The organism is Sphingomonas sp. BT-65 (genome assembly GCF_026107375.2).
In the GTDB taxonomy this organism is placed as follows: domain Bacteria; phylum Pseudomonadota; class Alphaproteobacteria; order Sphingomonadales; family Sphingomonadaceae; genus Sphingomonas.
Window position 1 is genome coordinate 780,380 of sequence record NZ_JAPCIA010000001.1, and the last position, 19,116, is coordinate 799,495.

21 protein-coding genes and 2 pseudogenes are annotated in these 19,116 nt (G+C 66.4%); 3 read left to right on the forward strand and 20 right to left on the reverse strand.

All coding sequences use genetic code 11. The features are described from left to right. From OK349_RS03835 to OK349_RS03860, 6 genes are all read right to left on the reverse strand, one after another. Positions 1–735, reverse strand: a complete 735-nt coding sequence (locus OK349_RS03835) for a hypothetical protein (protein ID WP_265116495.1) — start codon at positions 733–735, stop codon at positions 1–3. 1 nt (position 736) lies between these two features. Beyond that, the gene (locus OK349_RS03840) at positions 737–1,552 is read right to left on the reverse strand and encodes a hypothetical protein (RefSeq protein ID WP_265116496.1); all 816 of its coding nucleotides are present in this window, start codon (positions 1,550–1,552) and stop codon (positions 737–739) included. Further along, positions 1,542–3,356 (reverse strand): hypothetical protein, encoded by a 1,815-nt coding sequence (locus OK349_RS03845; RefSeq protein ID WP_265116497.1) that lies wholly within the window; start codon positions 3,354–3,356, stop codon positions 1,542–1,544. Before OK349_RS03845 ends, OK349_RS03840 begins: the two co-directional genes overlap by 11 nt. Positions 3,357–3,358: 2 nt before the next feature. Then, a complete protein-coding gene (locus OK349_RS03850) occupies positions 3,359–3,613 on the reverse strand; it encodes a hypothetical protein (RefSeq protein WP_265116498.1) in 255 nt (84 codons plus the stop codon). 178 nt (positions 3,614–3,791) lie between these two features. Continuing rightward, a complete protein-coding gene (locus OK349_RS03855; RefSeq protein WP_265116499.1) occupies positions 3,792–4,214 on the reverse strand; it encodes a very short patch repair endonuclease in 423 nt (140 codons plus the stop codon). 57 nt (positions 4,215–4,271) lie between these two features. Beyond that, positions 4,272–4,823 (reverse strand): hypothetical protein, encoded by a 552-nt coding sequence (locus OK349_RS03860; protein ID WP_265116500.1) that lies wholly within the window; start codon positions 4,821–4,823, stop codon positions 4,272–4,274. On the opposite strand from OK349_RS03860, the gene OK349_RS03865 reads away from it, so the two are divergent. Continuing rightward, on the forward strand, positions 4,807–5,097 hold the full coding sequence (locus tag OK349_RS03865; RefSeq protein WP_265116501.1) for a hypothetical protein: 291 nt from the start codon (positions 4,807–4,809) through the stop codon (positions 5,095–5,097). The genes OK349_RS03860 and OK349_RS03865 overlap by 17 nt on opposite strands. 64 nt (positions 5,098–5,161) lie before the next feature. Here OK349_RS03865 and OK349_RS03870 read toward each other — a convergent pair whose 3' ends face one another. The 6 genes and pseudogenes from OK349_RS03870 to OK349_RS03890 all read right to left on the reverse strand — a co-directional run. Further along, entirely contained in the window at positions 5,162–6,427 is a 1,266-nt protein-coding gene (locus OK349_RS03870; RefSeq protein WP_265116502.1) for a tyrosine-type recombinase/integrase, read from the reverse strand. Positions 6,428–6,638: 211 nt separating this feature from the next. Further along, a complete protein-coding gene (locus OK349_RS03875; RefSeq protein ID WP_265116503.1) occupies positions 6,639–7,739 on the reverse strand; it encodes a tyrosine-type recombinase/integrase in 1,101 nt (366 codons plus the stop codon). Between the two features lie 77 nt (positions 7,740–7,816). After that, a pseudogene (locus OK349_RS19515) lies at positions 7,817–7,945 on the reverse strand (helix-turn-helix domain-containing protein); the annotation flags it as partial. A 7-nt stretch (positions 7,946–7,952) separates the two neighbouring features. After that, the gene (locus OK349_RS03880) at positions 7,953–8,183 is read right to left on the reverse strand and encodes a DUF2274 domain-containing protein (protein WP_265116504.1); all 231 of its coding nucleotides are present in this window, start codon (positions 8,181–8,183) and stop codon (positions 7,953–7,955) included. A gap of 2 nt (positions 8,184–8,185) precedes the next feature. Beyond that, on the reverse strand, positions 8,186–9,415 hold the full coding sequence (locus OK349_RS03885; RefSeq protein ID WP_265116505.1) for a TraB/TrbI/VirB10 family type IV secretion system protein: 1,230 nt from the start codon (positions 9,413–9,415) through the stop codon (positions 8,186–8,188). Further along, positions 9,412–9,822: pseudogene (locus OK349_RS03890) on the reverse strand (TrbG/VirB9 family P-type conjugative transfer protein); the annotation flags it as partial. The gene OK349_RS03885 and the pseudogene OK349_RS03890, both read right to left, overlap by 4 nt. A gap of 36 nt (positions 9,823–9,858) precedes the next feature. Here OK349_RS03890 and OK349_RS03895 point away from each other — a divergent pair. Both OK349_RS03895 and OK349_RS03900 read left to right on the forward strand, forming a co-directional pair. Next, the gene (locus OK349_RS03895) at positions 9,859–10,632 is read left to right on the forward strand and encodes a TonB-dependent receptor domain-containing protein (RefSeq protein WP_265118533.1); all 774 of its coding nucleotides are present in this window, start codon (positions 9,859–9,861) and stop codon (positions 10,630–10,632) included. Then, on the forward strand, positions 10,626–12,755 hold the full coding sequence (locus OK349_RS03900) for an Atxe2 family lasso peptide isopeptidase (RefSeq protein ID WP_265116506.1): 2,130 nt from the start codon (positions 10,626–10,628) through the stop codon (positions 12,753–12,755). Before OK349_RS03895 ends, OK349_RS03900 begins: the two co-directional genes overlap by 7 nt. Here the strand turns inward: OK349_RS03900 and OK349_RS03905 are convergent. The 8 genes from OK349_RS03905 to OK349_RS03940 form a co-directional block, all read right to left on the reverse strand. Then, positions 12,676–14,469, reverse strand: coding sequence for an asparagine synthase-related protein (locus tag OK349_RS03905; RefSeq protein ID WP_265116507.1), 1,794 nt, complete (start codon positions 14,467–14,469; stop codon positions 12,676–12,678). The two genes, OK349_RS03900 and OK349_RS03905, sit on opposite strands and share 80 nt — an antisense overlap. Further along, positions 14,466–15,134, reverse strand: a complete 669-nt coding sequence (locus OK349_RS03910; RefSeq protein ID WP_265116508.1) for a lasso peptide biosynthesis B2 protein — start codon at positions 15,132–15,134, stop codon at positions 14,466–14,468. Before OK349_RS03910 ends, OK349_RS03905 begins: the two co-directional genes overlap by 4 nt. A 61-nt stretch (positions 15,135–15,195) precedes the next feature. Then, positions 15,196–15,321: a benenodin family lasso peptide gene (locus OK349_RS03915; RefSeq protein ID WP_265116509.1), complete on the reverse strand. Its 126-nt coding sequence runs from the start codon at positions 15,319–15,321 to the stop codon at positions 15,196–15,198. Between the two features lie 335 nt (positions 15,322–15,656). Then, positions 15,657–16,643, reverse strand: a complete 987-nt coding sequence (locus tag OK349_RS03920) for a hypothetical protein (protein ID WP_265116510.1) — start codon at positions 16,641–16,643, stop codon at positions 15,657–15,659. Positions 16,644–16,662: 19 nt separating this feature from the next. Next, a complete protein-coding gene (locus OK349_RS03925; RefSeq protein ID WP_265116511.1) occupies positions 16,663–17,112 on the reverse strand; it encodes an OsmC family protein in 450 nt (149 codons plus the stop codon). 150 nt (positions 17,113–17,262) lie between these two features. Further along, on the reverse strand, positions 17,263–17,967 hold the full coding sequence (locus OK349_RS03930; protein ID WP_265116512.1) for a glutathione S-transferase family protein: 705 nt from the start codon (positions 17,965–17,967) through the stop codon (positions 17,263–17,265). A gap of 25 nt (positions 17,968–17,992) precedes the next feature. Continuing rightward, positions 17,993–18,274: a GNAT family N-acetyltransferase gene (locus OK349_RS03935; RefSeq protein ID WP_265116513.1), complete on the reverse strand. Its 282-nt coding sequence runs from the start codon at positions 18,272–18,274 to the stop codon at positions 17,993–17,995. Next, entirely contained in the window at positions 18,271–19,113 is an 843-nt protein-coding gene (locus tag OK349_RS03940; protein ID WP_265116514.1) for an alpha/beta fold hydrolase, read from the reverse strand. The genes OK349_RS03935 and OK349_RS03940 overlap by 4 nt, the downstream gene beginning before the upstream one ends. Positions 19,114–19,116 lie beyond the last annotated feature (3 nt).

Genomic DNA, 19,116 nt, shown 5'->3' on the forward strand with positions numbered 1-19,116 from the left:
CTAGGCGGCGACCTTGAATTCGGGCTGCGGCAACAATTGCTCGATCTGCTCCGCGCCCAACGACTGCACGTCGAAAGTCACGTCCAAATGGTGCATGATCTCGATCACGCGCATGATGCTGCCTTTCCCCTGTCCCTTGGCCCCTTTTCGGACCGCGTTCTTCTTGGGATCCCAATAGAGTCGATGCAGCAATCGCACAAACTCGGTCGACCCCGCTAGGCCGAGCTCGGCCGTGCGGCTCATTACTTGCTCTTCCATCTTCGTCTGCTCGGACGCTTTGCCCAGCAGCACCCGCGCGTGCGGGCCGAAGCGATGCACCGCGACCACGCCGCCTCGAACGAGGTGTCTATGGCTATGGTCTTGGTTTCGCCCGGCAATTTTCTCGACGATGTGTCGCGAGCGAGCGCCGATGATGTAGTGGCCCTTCTCGAAGGGGAAGGTCGACCGCCAAAAGAACAACGACAGCCAGGGCCAGACGTTCGGTTCCGCGAGCATCTTGGTGAGGTTGTCCGTACCCACGTTGCCGGCGACCGACATGGCCAGATCGAACTTGGTCTCGAAGACGTTCTTGGAGAGCTTCCCGACGTGCAGATCGGCCGCGTACTTCGCGTCGTGCAGCAGCTCGACGGGCGGCGGCGCTGCCGTTCGCCGTTCATCGTCCGTGCGCTTCTCAAGATAGTCCGAGAACCTCTTCAGCCCCTCCGCCGTGAAGGCGCGGATCGGATAAGCGCTCATGTCATGCCTCCGCGGCGGCCATGAGCCGCTCGTTGGTTTTCTCGGTCAATTTGTAGCGCGCCGCGAACGCGACCGCCGCCTCACGCACCCATTTGTCGGCCAGGCCGAGTTGCGACGGGCCGTGCTCCAGCTGGGGAATGGGCTCGTCGTGAAAGCGCGAGACGTGCTCGATCCACTTCTTCCCCCACGCCGCTTGCTGCAGGTCGTCGCGCAGGCACAGTCGAAAGAGCACCTCGCGAAACACCTGCGGCACGATCGCGCCGGCCAAGGCCGGATCATGCGTGAGATAGTTCGCGTGATCGACCATCTCGCGATTGACCAAGACGACGGGTCCGGCCGCGTCCTCCTCCGACCAATCGATCATCCACGGCAGCTCGCCGAGATCCTCCGGACGGACGACGATGAGCTCCGCGCGGTCGGCCGGCGGAGCGTCGCCGTCGGAGGTGATCTTGTCGGCCTCGGCCAGCAGCCGACGGTCGTCCTTGTCGACGATCTTCAGCCGAAAGCTGATTCCCGCCGCGCCCTCGAAACCGTCGAGCGGCGCCTCGAATAGCGGGGCGGCCTTCCCCGTCAAATCCTTCACCGATCCGACGACCTTCCGGAAATAGGAGGAGGTCGACATCCGCCACGCTTCGATCACCACATCGGCCGCGAGCCATATCGCCTGATCGTGCGGATGCTCGTCGGGCAGCTCCAGTCGCGTGAGTTGCGCGACGGCACCCCCGGATTCCGCTTCCTCGACGGCGAAGGTGAGCGCGTGCTGCGGAATGCGGACGCGATCCGTGAAGTTGAAGCGGCGCTGAACCTTACGCGGCATGCGCGCCCTCCTCTTCGTCGATGTCGACCTCGACGAACAAGTCGCGCGACGGCAGGAATCCCGTGACCTTGACCTGGAAGCCCGGCTTCGCCTGCTCGATGATCAAGCCGCCCGGCTCCGCGGCGAAGGCACCGTCGCCTTCGGCCTCGATCGCGATTCCGCCCTTCGTGAGGTCGAAATCGTCCGGACTCCATCTCGGTTTGCCGCGCCGGCGGTCGTAGGCGACGGCCACCTTCGCGGCCAGCGCGCCGCCGCCTACCGCGGTCCGCTTGACCGTGAAACCGCCGGCGATGCGGGCGAGCTCGAAGGATTCCCCGCCCTTCTTGTCGATGTCGATCTTCTTCTTGTCGTCCTTGTCCTCGTCCTTTTTCTCCTTTTCTGGCGGCTTCCGCGTCCAGAAAAAGTCTTTGAGAGCGTCCTTGATCGCCGCGGGGCCTTCGGCGTGCGCGGCGATCTGATGCAGGTCGCGCAGCGCCATCCGAACGGTGCGCAGCACGTCTCCCGCCCCCTTGTACGAGTTCTTGACGCGATCGGCGATCCAGCGAGCGTGCGCCGGCCCCTCGGAATCCCCCAGGATTCGGGAGGCGGCGCCTTCGTCCGCGACAAGCAGCGCGACCGCAGATTTGCCGATGATCTTGGGCGTTTCGGGAACGCTGACGCGCCCGCGCACATAGGTCTCTCGGGCGTCCTCGGCGCTGCCGGCGCGCCGGAGATACAATTTGACGGTCCCGATCTGCTCGGCTTCGCCCGTGGGGCGAACCGGTATCGGCAGCTCGACGGCCACGATTTCGTTGTCGGCCCAGGCCTTTCGGATCGCCGCCAGACCTTCTTCATCGAAATCGCTCGCCGCCAGACCGGCCTTGATCGAGGAGGCCGCCGGCTTGATCAGCGGCGGCGGCTGGTCCGAGGTGACGATCCGACTGAGTTCGACGGCCGCGGACAATTGCGGCAGCGAGGCCGCCGCCGCCGCCGCGATCGTATCCCGGTCGAGCACGACGTCGTCGACCTCCACGATCAGGCGCCCCGACAGTATCTGGTGAAAGCAATGCTCTATGGCGGCGGCCACGAGCTTTTCCGCCGTCAACGCCTTCGACGGAAAGGGGACCACGACGGAGAGACCCGGCTCGTCGTCCCGCGCCAGGTCGAAATCGGCGATGAACGTGTCGGCCTCGTCGCCCTGGAACGGGCGGGGCCACTCATCGAGATTGGCGGGGGAAAACAGCCCGTATGCGTCGTAATGCGCCTCATCGCCTGGAATGCGATGGAATTTCAGGGCGGCCTGGCCGTACAACAGCTTCTCGCCGTCGTCGGACCTGCGCGTCACCCCGAAGACGAAACGCAGCTGCGACCCGGCGGCGATGGTGCTCTTTCCCACGCCGTGACGGCCGCCCGAGACCCCGCCTTTCCCGGAGTCGCCGTAGCGCTTCCAAAAGCGGATGAAGCCGCTGTCGTCGTCATCGTCGGAATCGTAGGCTCCGAGCAGGCCCGACGTCCCGAAATCCTCAATGGCGAGAAATGGGACCGCCCCGGTTGCGTCGAGCGTCGATGCGGCCGCCTCGTCGCAAGCCTCGAGATGGACCCGCAACCCTTTCAAATAGTGGTTGTGGAAGACGTCGCGGTCGATCTCGCCGAACCGAAACTTCAATCGGACGGCATCGACGCCCTTGCGCGCCGCGTCGCCGCTGTTCTGGCTGACCTCTCGGACCAGAGACTGCGCTATATCGCGGTTCTCATCGACGAAAAACTCGTCGTGCTTAGGGTTGGAGGCGACGCTCCATTTGCCGAGAGGGTTGAAGTTCCACATCGTTAGAGCTTGAACTCGATCTTGTTTTTCACGGGCGTGTCGCTGAAGCGGCGCTGCATGCTATCGATTTCCTTGCCCAGCGCAGCCGCAATCTTCTTCACATCGGCGTCGTTGAATTCGTAAGCCGCTCGATTGGACAGGTTGCCGATCAGGCGGATCGCCCGGATCGCGTTGCCCACGCGCTTCTCGGCGATACGAACGAACTTGGCGCGCCGGTCGTCGCCGCCCTCTTTCGCGGCGCCTTTGGATGTAGCCATTTCGCGTCTCCTTTCGCATCGGGGCGATAACGAGGATCGCAGGGATTGTCAAATATACGCGATAATTTTTACGATATATTGCGTGTATTGCCCAGCAATGGGTCGCGATATTCCCACGATAAATTGTCGATTATACGCGGAGATTTGCGCTTCCTGGATGGCGCGCCTGGCGCTTTCTCTAGCGCGCGGAATCGAGGAATGCGGCTGCGCAGGCTAGCGTTGCGGCCGTGTCGCGCAGCTCGCATTCCCAGATGACGAGAGCCTCCCAACCAAGCGCTTGAAGGCGCTCCAGCGCGGCTTTGTCCCGAGCCTCATTCGCTTCGAGCTTCGCCGACCAATAATCGGTTCTTGATTTGGGCACGCGCGCGCGCCGGCAGGAAGGATCGCGATGGGAGTGCCAGAAGCACCCATGAATGAAGATGACTTTTCGCCGCGCCGGGAAAACGAGGTCGGGTCTGCCGGGAAGATTCTTTCGGTGCAGGCGGAAACGATATCCCGCCCGGTGCAGGAGGGAGCGCACGACGAGTTCGGGGCGGGTGTCCGCGCTCCGCACCGCCCGCATGATGGCGCTTCTCTTTTCAGTGTCGAATGTGTCGGCCACGTTCCAGGCCCTCCACCTCCGAGCTAGGGATCAAACGATCGGCGGCGCGCCGCCGCGTCACGCGGGCGCGGCCCGCGCCTCGATCCAGTCGTGAACGGCGAACAGGAAATCGTTGTGGGTGAGATCGTCGGGGTCGATCCGGCGCGGCGCCAGCAGCGCCCCGGCCTCCGCCTGAAAGGCCCGATAGTCCGCTTGCAGCGCCGCCGCTCCGCGGAGCGGCGGCGCATTGCGCGGCCGATGCTCGGACAGCCAGTTGCGGACGCAGCGGATCGCTTCGTCCGGGTCCTTTCCATGCGCCTCGATGTCCTGGCCGCTGATGTCGGAAATGGCGGCATCGTAGCGATGGCGCTCGGCGTCGAGGATCAGCGCGCGCTTGCGCCGGTGCCGCTTCTCACCGAGCAGGCGGGCGCCGAGATGAAGCCCAAGTTCCAGCGGCATGTTGAAGCGCGGCAGGCCACCCGGATCGACCTCGATGCGAGACAGGTCGTGAATGCCCCAATCGCACTCACCGATCATCGCTGCGATCTTGGCGACGCGAACCTCCGCGCCGTCCGTTGAGTCGAGCGCACAACGCGGATGATAGCCCGACGCGATGACGGTAAAGACCATCGCGCGGAAGATCGGCTTGAACCCGTCGTCGAACGGACAGTTGATGAAAACCGACTTGGAAGCGGGGGGCTTACGCCTGGGCGGGTTCGCCACGCGACCGCTCGGCGTTGCTCCGAAAGCCCTCACGGATCGCCTGGGCCAGCGGCGAGCGCCGGCCCGTCACTGGGGCGATCTTGATTCCGTGATAGACTACGGTGCGATCGGGCTGCGAAGCCCGTCGCGTGCGAGTCTTCTTTTTCGCCGTCGTCGTCATATCCCCTATATGCGGTTTTAGGTCTCGGCAGACAAGATCGCCTGCACTGGATTCGACGCACGAACGCGCCCGTGGGGCAGCACGTTCACGCATAGCGCGCGAACGGAATCACGTTGGTGGTCGGCTCGCGCCCTTCGATCAGATTTCCGAGATGGAGCGCCCAGATGTCGAGCGCCTTCCGCTTCTCGGGATCATAGCGATAGCGGTTGTAAACGCCGGCCACGCCCGCGCGTGTGCCGCTGATATGGTTGAGCACCGCTTCGGTCACTTCCACCGGAACGCCCAGCGCCTGCATGTTGGTGGCGCCCGTCCGGCGGAGATCGTGCAGGCGCCAAGGCGCGAATTCGACCTCGTCCGGATCTTCGCCGCGCTTCTCGGCGCGCTCGCGCATGATCTCTAGCATCCGTGCGTCGAGCGCCTTCTTGGCCTTGGAGAAGCCGGAGACCGCTGTGGTGCCGGTGGTGGTGAACACCAGCCCCTTCCGCTTCGGGCCGAAGCACTCAAGTTCGGCGATCGCAAGCGCGCTCAAATGGACGCGATGCGCCTCATCGTTCTTGGCCCGTTCGTCCGGCAGCTCCCACATGGCTGCGTCGAGCTCGATCTCGCGCCAGTCGACCGCCGCCACCTCCTCGCGCCGCTGCAATGTGAGGATGAGCAGCCGGAAGCAGCCCCGCCACACATCGGCCAGATCGGCGGCCGCCAGCCAGGCGCAGATCAGCTCCTCGCGATTTAGCACGCGCTTACGAGCGGGCACGGGCTTGGGGCCTTTCATCCCGGCGATGGGCGACGCCTCAAGGTCGCCTTCGTCGACCGCCCAGTTGAAGAATTTGCGCAAGACGGAATGAACGAGCTTCTTCTGGCCAGGCCGATCGCTGTAGCTGTCGAGCAGCTCGGTCACGTCCTTGCGCTTGAGCGCGGTGATGGGCTTGTTCTCGAAGTGGGGCTTGGCCGCGTTCATCACGCTCTCGCCATCCTCCCAACTGTCGACCCAATGGACCTTCAGATAGAGTTCGACGAACCGATCAGCGTAGCCGTCGAACGCCAGGAGTTCGGCCTGCTTCTTCGCCTCCCGCTTTTCCTCGATGGGATCGACACCCTGCTTGACCTTGAACAGGAAGCCTTCGGCAAACTCCCGAGCGGTCGCCGGCGTCCAGGGACTGCCATGAATGCCGATCGTGGTCCGGCGAGCCGGCCCGCCGTCGATGCGATATTGAATGACGTAGGATTTGACGGCTCGGGGCGTGATCCGCAGACCAAAGCCCTTGAGCTCAGTGTCCCATAGGAACGTATCGCCTTGCGCAGCCGGCTCGGCAGCATCTACGACCCGTTTCGAGATTTTCTCGTTCGCCATCTTACAGAACCCACGTAATCGCCACGTAATCAATTGGGCGGCAACCGAGGCTCAACGTAGCAAACTTCGTCGTAGAAATCCACTGTAGTTTCAATGTCTTGTCCCGCTCCAGCGTAGGCAGTCGCGTCCAAGACAAGGCCAAAATTCAACTCTTAATCAGCGGGTCCTTGGTTCGAGCCCAAGTGCGTCCACCATCCTTTCTCCTTATATCTCAACATCTTACGCCGTCTTGTGACGCCAAAATCAGCACGCCCTTGCGCGGGGCTGTGGGTGATTTTGCACCATCGACTTCCGCAGTTTTCCGCGCCTCTCCGTCTTCGCGGATTTTCGGCACAAAAGTCAGCTGGTCGGCATAGGGCTGAAGGTGCTTCACCGACATGTGCGCATAGCGCCGCACCATCGATTCCGACTTCCAGCCGCCCAGCTCCTGCAGCACCCAGGTGGGCACGTCGCTCTGCCGAAGCCAGCTCGCCCAGGTGTGCCTCAGATCGTGCCAGCGAAAATCGGTGATCCCGCATTTCGCCAGCGCGGCGCGCCAGGTGCGTGTGTTCGCCGAGCGAAGCGGCTTGCCCCGATAGGTGAACACATGCGTCTTGTGCTTGCCGGCCTGCCGTTCGAGCACGGCCATCGCGACGTCGTTGAGCGGGACCCCTAAGGCGTCGCCGTTCTTGGTGTCGCCATGCGCGATCGTCGCCATCCGTCTGCCAAGCTGCACCCGGTCCCAGGTGAGACCCAGCACATTGCCCTGACGCAGCCCCGTCGCGAGCGCAAACACGACCACGTCACGCTGATGCTCGGGCAATTCCTCGAGCAGCCGTTCGGCCTGCTCCTCGGTGATCCACCGAACCCGGACCTTGCCGCCGCGGCTGTAGGTCTTGAACGCCGGCACCCGATCGATCCATTCCCATTCCCGCATCGCCCGCCGGAAGATGGCGCGGATGAGCGCCACGTAGAGATCCTTGGTGCGATCCGAGCATCGGATATGCTTCTCGATCAGCCGGTCGATCAGCTCCCGGTCGATCTGGTCGAGAAGCTTGCCTCTCAAATGACCAGTGAACCAACGGATGCGCTGCACATCGTCCCGATAGGACTTCTTGCCCGCCTTCTCCTTGAGCCATCGGACTGCCGCGTCATCCCAGCTGCGCTGGGGCTTGCGCTTCAGCCTGAGCTGATCCCACATCTCGGCCTTCAGCCTGTCGTGGTATTCCTTCGCCTTCTCCCGGTCGGTGGTGCCAGTAGAATGTCTAACTCGGCTTCCGTCCGGGCCTGTGAAGTCGACGTAATATCGACCTGCACGTTTCCAGAGTGCCATATTGCCTCCTTGGTTGAGGCACTCGGCTGCATTCGTGCAGCCGCAGAATAGGTCGCCCGAGTCGCCGCCACAAGGTCGGCCTCAACGAACCGCCAGGCACGGCCGATGCGTGCGCCGGGAACGAGACCGAGCCGCACCCAGCTGCGCAGGGTATTCGGGTGCACCTTGAGCATGGCGGCTGCGTCGCGGAGCGTGAGCAGACGCATGGGACTCTCATCCCGCCTTGCCGGGGCCCCCGCCCTTCCTCGCCCTGGCGAATGCGCGGTCGCTCTCGAGGAACGCGGCGAGCATCGCCGGCACGAGCTCGGCGACCGGCTCGCCGCGGCCATAGGCCTGCTCGTACATCGCGGCATAGTCGGCGAGCGCGGCGGCAAGCTCCGGCGCGACGCTGATCGACATCTTGACTGGCGTGCGGTCCGGCAGCCTGGGAAGCTTGAGGTCCATCGCTACCGCTCCGCCCTTTGCCAAGGCCGAAGCACGATATCCTTGTGCACCACCACGCGCAGCGGCCATCCCGGCCGCACCCGGATGGTGGGCTGGACGTCGAGGCTGCGCCCGACGAGCTTATCTCCCGCCCTGGCGCCGCTCTGCTGCGCGGACTCCCGGATCGCCTCGACCAGGCCGCTTTCGCCGGTGAAGCTCAATTCGGTTCCGACGCCGAGCAGCGTCGACAGGGCGACCCCCTTCAGGAGCTGCCAGGTATGGCGATCGATCCGGTCGGCGAGCCCGGCATAGCCTGCCGTGTCGGTCGCCGGCACATTGTCGATCCGGATCGAGCCGCCGTCGGGCAGGATGATGCGCTGCCAGACAACCAGCGCGCGGTTCTGGCCGAAGGCGACCACGCTGTCGTAGCGCCCGATCAGCCGCGAGCCCTGCGGGATCAGCACGGTCCGACCCGTCACGCTGTCGTGGACGTTCTCCGTCACCTGCGCGGTCACCAGGCCCGGCAGGTCGGAATTGAGGCCGGTGATCAGGCTCGCGGCGATGATGCTGCCGGCGTGAAGCGTCCAGGGCGAGATCGGAGCCGCGAGGCCATGCGGGTTGATGTTGCCATCGCTGTTGGCGCGGCCGACCAACGCGTTCTTGCGCTGCTGGCCATTGGGATCGCGATCAGGATCGGGTGCAGCCGGTGCCGTCTGCGCGGACGGGCCTTCGCTTGCTCCGACGGGCGGACCGGCAGGTGCGGCTTCTGCTCTCGTCCCGGCCAGCTGAAGCATCACGCCGGATTCGCGCGCCGCCTTCCGCTCGGCCGCGATGCGCTGCCGCTCGGCTTCGGCTTGCTGCGCCGCCCGAGCTACCGCGTCGGCGGCGGGATCGGTGGGCATCGGCGCTCCCATCTCGCGCTGATGGTTGAGGATCGGTCGCCCGAGGTCGCCGGGCAGCGGCGGTCCGAGCTGCGGCACATCGCCATAATTGGCCGGCGCGCCCGCCAAGGCATCGGGTGGGGCTTTTGCGGCGACGTGCTTGTCGTCGCTTGGCGCGACCAGGCTCAGGCTCGGCGGCTTCAGCGCCAGCCACGCGACCCCGGCGATTGCGGTCGATCCGCCCGCGGCGATCGCAATGATCGCGCCGCGGCGGAAACGCGTCACCCTCCCCGGCGCCGCGCGCAGGACGAGGGTCTCCGGGTCGGCCTTGGGCGGCGCCGCAGCACCGGACGGGGCGGGCGTGTCGGTCACGACGCCCTCCCCGCCCGGCCCAGCGCCCGCCGCTCGGGAGCACGTTCGATGCGGACGATCTTCTGGCGCTTGCCGCCGAGCCGTAGCTCCGCGGCGCCGAACAGGCGGTCGACCACATAGTAGCGGCCGGCGACGCGGTAGTTGACGAGCTGGGCATCGCCGTCCTCGCCAAGGACGAACAGTGGCGGCGCCTCACCGACCGCGAGCGAGGCTGCGAACTCGATATAGGTCTGCCGCCCGTCGTCGAAGGCGCGAAGCGGCCGCCATGCTGGCCGGTCCCCCGAAATGGCATAGTCGAAGTTGAGGCTTTCGACCGCGAGGCCGGTTGCGACCGGCGCTGCCGCCTCGGCTGCCTCGCGCTGGCGCTTCACCGCGATCAGCTCGTCCTGCGGATAGGTGGCGGCAATCCCGATCTCGACGCCGAGCGCGCCACCAACACGACCCTGTCGGTCGAGCTCCGGCCGCGGTTCCTCGAGGGCCTGAGGATCGAGGCGAGCTGGTTCGACATCAAGTATCGCGGGCGCATCGCCTCGCCGATCACCAACACGCTGGCGTCGCTCGCGGACCCGCTGGCTGCGAATTTCGTCGACCTGTCCCCCACCCCGCAGCAGGTGCTCGACTATATCGCCACGCTGCCGCTCGGCCTCGGCAACCAGACCGGGCAGCCGTTCGATCCGGCACGCGTCGCGGCGATCGTCGACACGTCGCTGCGCAACACCGCGTACGAGCATGTCCAGGGCGTCGACATCGCACTGGACTATCGCGCGGACCTCGGCGGCGGCAGCCAGCTACGGCTCGCCGCCTCGGCGAGCTATCTCGATATCGACCGGCAATTGCAGCCTGGACAGCCCTCGGCGCCCCGTACCGGCGTGATCTTCACCCCTCCGCACTGGCGCGCACGCGGCTCGGCGAGCTGGGAAGCCCGCGAAACCCAGCTTGCCATTGCGTTCAACTATCTGGGCAGCACGCTCGACAACACCTTCCTCGACGTCCGGCCGATCGGCACCTTCACCACGCTCGACCTCAGCGGGTCGTGGCGGCCGGCTGTCGATCATGGCCTCTTGCGCAATCTCGAGCTGCGCCTCAGCGTCCAGAACCTGCTCAATGAGGAGCCTGACCCGATCCGCAACACGGATCCCGCCGGTATCCCCTTCGATTCGACCAACCAGTCGCCGATCGGCCGGTTCGTCAGCGTCTCGGTGACCAAGCAATGGTGAGCCTCACGCACATCGCGCTGATCGGCGCAGCGGCCGCGGCGCTGCCGCAATTCGCCTATGCCGCCGATAGCTGCGCGGACGTGCTCCCCGCGGGCGACATGGCCGGGCCGGTGCGGGCGCTGGCGCCGGAGGATCTTGTCCGGCTGCGCGATATCGGCCCGGTGGAGCCGGGCCCGCAGGCGTCCGGCCTGCTCACCCTCTCGCCGGACCGCACGCGCGCCGCCTTCCAGGTCCGCCGCGCGGATCCGGTCCGCAACACCTATTGCCTCGCGATGGTGGTGGTCGAGCTGCGCCCGGACGGGCCGTGGCGCGTGGTCGATCGCGGCGGCGAGGCGATCCGGCAATCCTATACCGCCCGGGGCAAAGCGAACTTCCCGATGGGCGTTGCGAAGCCGATCACGCCGCGCTGGTCGCCCGACGGCAAATCGATCGTCTTCCTGCGGCGCGACGCCGGCACGGTGCAGCTCTGGCGCGCAAATGCCGATGGCAGCGGCAGCATGCCCATCACGCAGAGCGCCGACGATATCGAGGATTTCCGTATCGCGCCCGACGGACGCAGCATTATCTATGCCGCGCTGACAGGCTTGAAGCCGGGCCTCGCAGCCCTGGAGCAGGAGGGCCGGTCGGGCTTCCACTATGACGATCGCTTCGGGCCGGCGTCGAGCTCGCTCCCCTGGCTGCGGCCGCCGATCCCACGCACGGTCCATGTCCTGGACCTGGCCGGCGGCGCGACCCGCCCGGCCACCGACGAGGAGGCAGCCATGCTGAAAGCAAGCAGCATGGCAGAAGGCGACTGGACCAACGCATCCTCATCCCATGGCAGCGCGTCGATCGAGGTGCCGCGAGGTCCCATGGGCGCCGCATCCGCGCGTCTGTCGATCACCACCGATGGGCGCACCCTGACCTGCACCGCGGAAGCGTGCACGGGGGCGAGCCGTCCCTGGTGGACGAGCGACGGCAGGGTCCGCTTCCGGCGTCGGGAGGGATGGGCGAAGCGCAGCACCGCCATCTACGAATGGCAGCCCGGCCGGCGGCACGTCCGGCGCCTATATGCCACGGACGACCTGCTGCTCTCGTGCGTTCTCGATCGCGACACGCTCATCTGCCTGCGCGAGGGTTCGTTGCAGCCGCGCCGGCTCGAGCGGCTCGATCCGGCGACCGGGCGCAGCCGCGTCCTTTTCGATCCCAATCCGGAATTCGCGAGGCTCGCGCTCGGCCGGGTCGAGCGGCTGGAGCAGCGCAACAGCTTCGGCCTCGAATCCTTCGCCGATCTCGTCCTGCCGGTCGGCTACAGGCCGGGCACGCGCTATCCTTTGGTCGTGGTCCAATATTCGTCGCGCGGCTTCCTGCGCGGCGGCACCGGGGACGACTATCCGATCCAGGCCTTCGCCAATCGCGGCTTCGCGGTGCTCAGCATTGACAAGCCGATATCGGTCGGCGCGCTCCACACGACCGACTTCCTCGAGGGCGACCGGATCAACCTCAAGGATTTCGCCGATCGCCGCAGCACATTGGAATCGCTCGAGATCGCAGTGAGGGCCGCTATCGATCGCGGCATCGCGGATCCGGCGCGCATCGGCATCACCGGCTTCAGCGACGGCGCGTCCACCGCCGGCTTCGCGCTGCTGCATTCAAAGCTGTTCGCGGCCTATGCGATGAGCAACTGCTGCTGGGACACCATGCTGGCGATGCGGGTCGGGCCGGCAGCGGCACGGCAGTTCCACTTCATGGGCTATCCCAGGCTGACCGACGACAGTCCTGCCGCGAGGGAGTTCTGGAGCAAGATCGCCATCTCGCCCAACGCGAGGAAGATCCGCGCCCCGATCCTGCTCCAGCTGTCGCAGCACGAGCTGCTCACATCCCTGCAGAGCTACACCGCCCTCAAGGAAGTCGGGGCTCCGGTCGATCTCTTCGTCTTCCCGGGCGAATATCATGTGAAATGGCAGCCGGCGCATCGGCTGGCGCTCTACGAGCGTTCGATCGACTGGTTCGACTATTGGCTCAACGGGGCCCGCGACCTCGGCCCGGAACGCGAGAGCGAGGTCAGGCACTGGGACGCGCTGCGCAAGGGCCAGGCTGGACCGGGCGTCCCTGCCCCACCGGACGCGACGTCCAGGCCCTGACCCACGCCTCGATATTGGCGAGCTCGAGCAGGCGCATATGCTCCTCGCCCGTCGTCTGCCGGTCGGGGGCAAGCGCCTGCTCGAGCGCGGCGCGATCGAGCAGGCCGCGCCCGGCGAGCGCGCCGTCCAGCAAGCGCTCGCGAAGCGCGCCGCGATTGTGCCGGACGATTACCCCAAGGAACGGGTCCGGCGTACCCTTGCTCCGGCGCTCGACGATCGCTGACGGAAGCAGCCCGGCAAAGGCCGTGCGGGCGGCGGCGCGGTCGCGTCCGCCCGCGCGCCATTCCCAGCTCGGGATGGCGAGGCAGGCCTCCATCACCGGCTGGGCGAGCAGCGGATTGACCACCGGCGCGCGCAGGCTGCGGTCGGGCTCGATCGTGAGCTGGACGCGGACGAGACCTGCGATGTGCGCCGCCTTGCCGGGCAACGCGCGCTCGGGCGCGTCGAGCCAGGGATGGCTGAGGTCGCTCCGGCCGGCCGCCTCCACGAGATCGGGATGGAGCAAGGCGAGCTTGGGCTTCCACCGATAGGCCGCCGGCCGTCTTGCGACCCTCAGCGCGGCGCCCAGCACGCGCATCGGTCCGGCGCCGGTCTGGGCGCAGATGTCGCGAAACGTGCGAAACGCACCAACCCCCAGCCCCTCGTGCAGCACGCGGTCGGCGAGCGCTGCGGCGGACTGGGAATAGCCGAAGACATTGTCGCCGCCGTTGCCCGTGAAGAAGACATCGGCCGATTCGCGTTCGGCCACCGCCATATGCGCGCGTTCATAGGCCTGGTTCTGGGCGCGGCCCGCGGGGCGCGGCAGATGGAGTCCCTGTGCCCGGGCGATGTCGACGGCATCGAGATCGTAAGGACATTCGGCGAGCGGCAACCCGAGATGCGCGCACAGCGCGCGCGCATAGCTGCGCTCGTCGCCGGCGGGATCGGCGGTGTACATCGTGGCGCAGCGCACGTCGGAACCGGCCTCGGCCAGGCATGCCGCGACGATCGAGGAATCGAGCCCGCCCGACAGGCTGACGAGCGGCCGCTGCGAGAGCGACGCCCAGCCGGCGACGCATTGCTGCACGACACGGCGCAGCCGGACGGCCCGCTCCTCCTCCGGCAAGCCGTCGGGCTCGGCATGGTCCCAGGGCGACCAGCGCATCGCCACCCGCTCGCCCGCACCGGTCAGCGCCACCGCGGCGCCGGGCAGCAGCGCGGTCACGCCGGCGAGCGCGGTCTCGCGCGTCGGAAGGCCGCCCGACCAGAGGAGGCGCGCGAGCGCATTCCAGTCGATGCCCGGGACGATCGCACCGCCCGCGAGCAGCAGGTCGAGGTCCGAGGCGAGCAACAGGCCGTCCGCGCTTTCGCCACGGTAGCAGGGAAGCGCGCCGGATGGATCGCGCATAATCTCGACCGTGTCGCCGCGGCGCTGCACGGCGACATAGCCGCCCCACCAGGCGCCGAGCAGATGATCCATGCCGCGTTGCGCAAAGGCGCCATGGTCGCTGGCGCGCAATGCCGAGACCGCGCGCGCAGGCCCATGGCGGTGGAACAGGGCGCCGACCACCGCGCCGAAACCCGGGATCTCAAGGCAGCCGCAGCTGCCGTTGACGAGCAGCGCCAGCCGCTCCTCGGACCATGCGAGCCGCAGCCCCGTCGCGCTCTCAACGCGCTGCGCCCACCCGGCAAGGTTGTCGCCGCCAGAGATCAGGAGAAGGTAGCGCGGCCTCATGGCACCACCAGGATCGGCGTGTAGAGGCGCACCTGCTCGAGGTCGCCGACGATCACCGCATCGCCAGCCTGCACCCAGCTGTGCGCCGCGAAGGGATTCAGCCGGACCCCGAACGCCAGGGCGGCGTCGAGCTTGTACCGGTCGCACATCCATCGTGCCGCGATCGCGCGGGGCAGACATTGATCCTCGGCGCGCAGAACCGTCGCGGCCGCGCGGAAGGCGTCGGCGACCGCCCGCGCCCGGGCCTCGTCGGAGATCGGATCGCGGACGGGACCGACGAGCTTTGCGCTTCGCGCAGCGGCGATGCGCGCGAGCAGGATCGCGACCGGCACCCGGCGCAGCGAAGCGCGCGCACGGAGCTGACCGGCGGCCGCGGCCATGACGCCAAGCGCGCGCATCCTTCCCGGTCGCTCTTCGGCAAGATCGCGCAGCGCCGGCGGGCAGGCCGCCGGCCCGCGGCTGCCGCCCTCGCCCCCGGCAAGAACGCCGCGTGCCACGAGACGGTCGAGCGCGGATGCGCATGCCGCCTCGCCCGCGGCCCAGGCCTGGAACGCGCGGTCGCTGTCGCGCGGCAGGCAGAAATAGCGGTCGCGCGCGAGGTCGAGAAACACGCTTCGCCCTCCGCAAGGACACCAGCTGAGGCCCGCGCGCAGGCGCAGCGACATGGCGCTTGCTCCCTTGGATGGAAAAGGTGCGCGCGTCCGGACGGGCACGCGCCCATAGGGATCAGTCGTCGGACAGGCCGGGGAGGATGCGCTCGCCGTCCTCGATGTCGGCGAAGCCGACCTGAACGCCCTTGGTCTCGGTGCTCACGGCACCGAGCTCGATCACGTCTTCATGCTCGCGGTTCATGGCAATTCTCCTTGGTTGAGAAATGTCATGGCCATGACCCGCACGACGATAGCGGCGCAGCCGATTATAAGAAGATTATAATCCGCAAATAATCCGATTGTTTGCGCTGGGGCGCCCTAGGCTCTCGCTCGACAGGCGAGCCGGGTGTGAGAACATGCGATGGGGTCGCATGCGCCACCGCCTTTAGCCGTGGGGCCTGGACATGCGCGGCGGCCACCCGGCCATTCGTTTCGCGGACAGCTCCGTCATGCCGAGCGACAGGCCGAGATGGCGCGTCGAGAAGCTTCTCGACCCGCGGAAGCGTTCCTGGATGGACGCGGATGCTGAAAGGCGTCTCATGGCGCCAGCAGATAGATGCGCTTGCCACGATAGTCCCAGACGGTCTTGTACTGGCGAAGCAGGCCATAGCCGATGGTCAGGAGGTGAGGCTCGTTGATCCCGATCGGGACTGCGGCCGGGGACCGCGCGGCTTCCACCTCCATTGCGGAAATGATGGGCAAGGACTGGCCAGCAAGCTCCAGCCCGGCGAGGTCATAGGCGCCTTCCCTGTCGGAAGAGACGGTCAGGTGTCGCGACCGCAGCAGCGCCGCCTTGCCGGCAGCGTCCGTGAACAACGAACCATATTGGCCTGTGTCCCAGGCAGCGATGATGGCCATGCCGCCTATCCGGCCCGGCATCAGCGGGTGGTTGGGGAGCTTGCGCGTCTCGAACGGCAGCTCGGCTATGACCCTTTCACCCTTCAGGTAAGCGCCTGGTCCGCCTTTGTAGAAGGTTGCACGCGAGGCTCTGTAGTCGAGCTTCATGGCGTAGCCGGCCCAGGCGTGATGGCCGAGCCAGCCAAGAAAATCCGGCGTGATGCCTTCGAGCTGGCGCGCGTCCTGGGCCTGCACGGTCGTCGCCCGGGCGAAGTGGAGGGCACCGATCCGTATCGCCATCAGCTCCGGCACGAGCCGCACCGCGAACGTCTCTCCGCTGCCGAAATGCCCGGTCCCGATCGTTCTCCCTTTCGCGACCGGAACGCGATGATCATTGATCGCAAGCGCCTGTTCCGCGCCCGTGTCGAGCATGAGCTTGCCCTTCACACCGGCAACCGAACCTTCGATGAAAGGATATTCGCCCACCATCACGATGGGCAGCGACACCGTCTCGCCAGCGAGGCGGACTTCCGGCGCCCGCTGCGATTTGGGCGGAACGGTCTGAGCGCTCGCGTCCACCGCCGAACCCGGGACGAGAGCAGGAATCGCGAGCAGCATCGCGTTCCAGCACTTGCGGACGGCGCGCCTCGTCCACGCGCGAACCGGACATTTGTCGGTGCTCAGCATGGAACGGATATCCATGTGGCTAGCTGTCGAACGCTTCATCGAGCGGGGTTCCAGCTTTGGTCATGATGGTGGGTGCCCCCTCCAACACACGCTGGATCGGACATTTGGTCGCGATCTCGAGGAGGCGTGCACGCTGGCCCTCGCTCAGTCGCGATCCACGAAGGATGACGGTCTTGTCGAAGACATCGACCGGCTCGGACGCTCCCGCCGGCAACTTTTTCGCGCGATCGACCGTCACTTCGACATGATCGAGTGGCCAGTCGTGCTGGAGGGCATACCATCGAACGGTCATGGCGGTGCATTCCGCAAGCGCGGCCGTCATCAAGTCGAATGGCGCAGGACCAAGGTTCCAGCCGCCCGCGTCGACCGGCTCGTCGCCCGTCAGGAGATGGGCACCCATCTCGATACGCACGGCGTAGGGGCTCTCGCCTGTTTCCTTCACGAACACCCGGGTGCGTCGCAGCGCCATTCTCGTTCCTTCAGATCGTCACAGCAGGCAATGGCCTTTTGATCACGGCCCGGCCCGGCCAACGGGCAAGCTCGCCCCATCGAAAGCGGGTCGGTCGCCGGAGCCAGGGGATTTTCCGGGCCCACCGGGACTGCCCCATCAAGCCGACGATCAGCTCGGCGGCGCCGGTATCTTCAAGCCCCGTTGGACGGCCGGCCTCGCGAGAGCCCTGCCAAGCCAGGCGGCAAGGTTGCGATACTCGCCCGCGCCGATCTGCTCGCCCAGCCCGGACTCCACCAGCGCGTTGATCCAGCCGACGAGGGCGATATCGGCAATTGAGTACCCGCTCCTCAGCATCCAGTCCTGCCCGTTCAAAGCCTGGTCGAGCACATCGAGGAGGCGGCGGCTCTCGTTCGCATAGCGCTCGCGCGGACGCTTATCCTCCCAATCCTTGCCGCCGGTCACCGAGAAGAAGCCGAGCTGCCCGATCATCGGGCCTACGCCGCCCATCTGGAACATAACCCATTGTGTCGCGTGCCAACGATCGGCGGCGGTGTCCCCGATCAGCCTGCCGGTCTTGTCCGCGAGATAGAGCAGAATGGCGCCACTCTCGAACAGCGTCAGCGGCCTGCCGTCAGGCCCATCAGGATCAATGATCGCGGGGATCTTGCCGTTGGGATTGAGCGACAGAAACTCGGGCGTCTTCTGATCGTCCGCATCGAAGCGCACCCAATGCGCTTCATAGGGCAGCCCGATCTCCTCGAGCATGATCGATGCCTTGACCCCGTTCGGCGTGTTGACCGAGTAGAGCTGGAGCCGCTCGGGATGCGTTGCCGGCCAACGCCCCGTGATCGGAAAGGATGAAAGATCCGCCACGAGCGAAGTCCCGCCTCGATCGCCGCTAGCCATCGACGATGTCCGCATATTCGGGATGACGGGCATAGAAGCCGCCCATGAACCTGCAGCGAAGAACGGCCTTGCGACCGCTCGCGCGGATCGCATCGAAAACCCCTCGCGCGAGCTCGGAACCGATGCCGCGCCCCGCGAAGGCCTGCGGTACCTCGGTGTGCGTGAGCGTGAGGCGATCGCCGTCGACCTGGTAATAGGCGACGGCGGGCTCGTCGGAGCCCTCGATCGCAAGCTCGAAGCGATGCTCGGCCGGGTTGTCCCTGACCTTGCTCATGCGCGCGCTCTCTGCTCGATGAAGGCCAGCAGGTCAGCGTTGATGATGTCGGGATGGGTCGCAAACAGCCCGTGCGACAGGCCAGGATAAGTTTTGAGAATGCCGTTCGACAGTAGCTTGATCGCCTCGCGTGCCGATGCGTCGATCGGCACCACCTGGTCGTCCTCGCCATGCAGCACCAGGACAGGCACGGATACGGCCTTCAGGTCATCGGTAAAGTCGGTTTCCGAAAACGCGGCCACGCAATCATAGTGCGCCTTGGCGCCACCGCTCATGCCCTGGCGCCACCAGTTGCGGATCAGCCCCTCGCTGACCTCCGCGCCGTCGCGGTTGAAGCCGTAGAAGGGACCGCTCGGCACATCGAGGAAGAACTGCGCGCGATTGCGGCTGAGCGCGTCGCGAAAGCCGTCGAACACGGACATTGGCAGGCCGCCGGGGTACCGGTCGGTGGCCAGCATGATGGGGGTGACCGCGCCGATCAGCACCGCCTTGGCAACCCGGTTCGGCGCGCTGCGCGCGACATAGCGGATGACCTCGCCGCCGCCGGTCGAATGGCCGATGTGAACCACGTTGCTGAGATCGAGCGCGCGCACCAGCGCCGCGACATCGGCGGCGTAGGTATCCATGTCGTTTCCGGTATCGGTCTGGTCGGAACGACCATGGCCACGCCGATCATGGGCGATCACCCGAAATCCCTTGCCGAGGAAGAACAGCATCTGGTTGTCCCAGTCGTCTGCGCTGAGCGGCCATCCATGGTGGAACATGATCGGCTGGCCGTCCTTCGGGCCCCAATCCTTGTAGAAGATGCTGACGCCGTCGCTCGTGACGATCGTGGACATGAG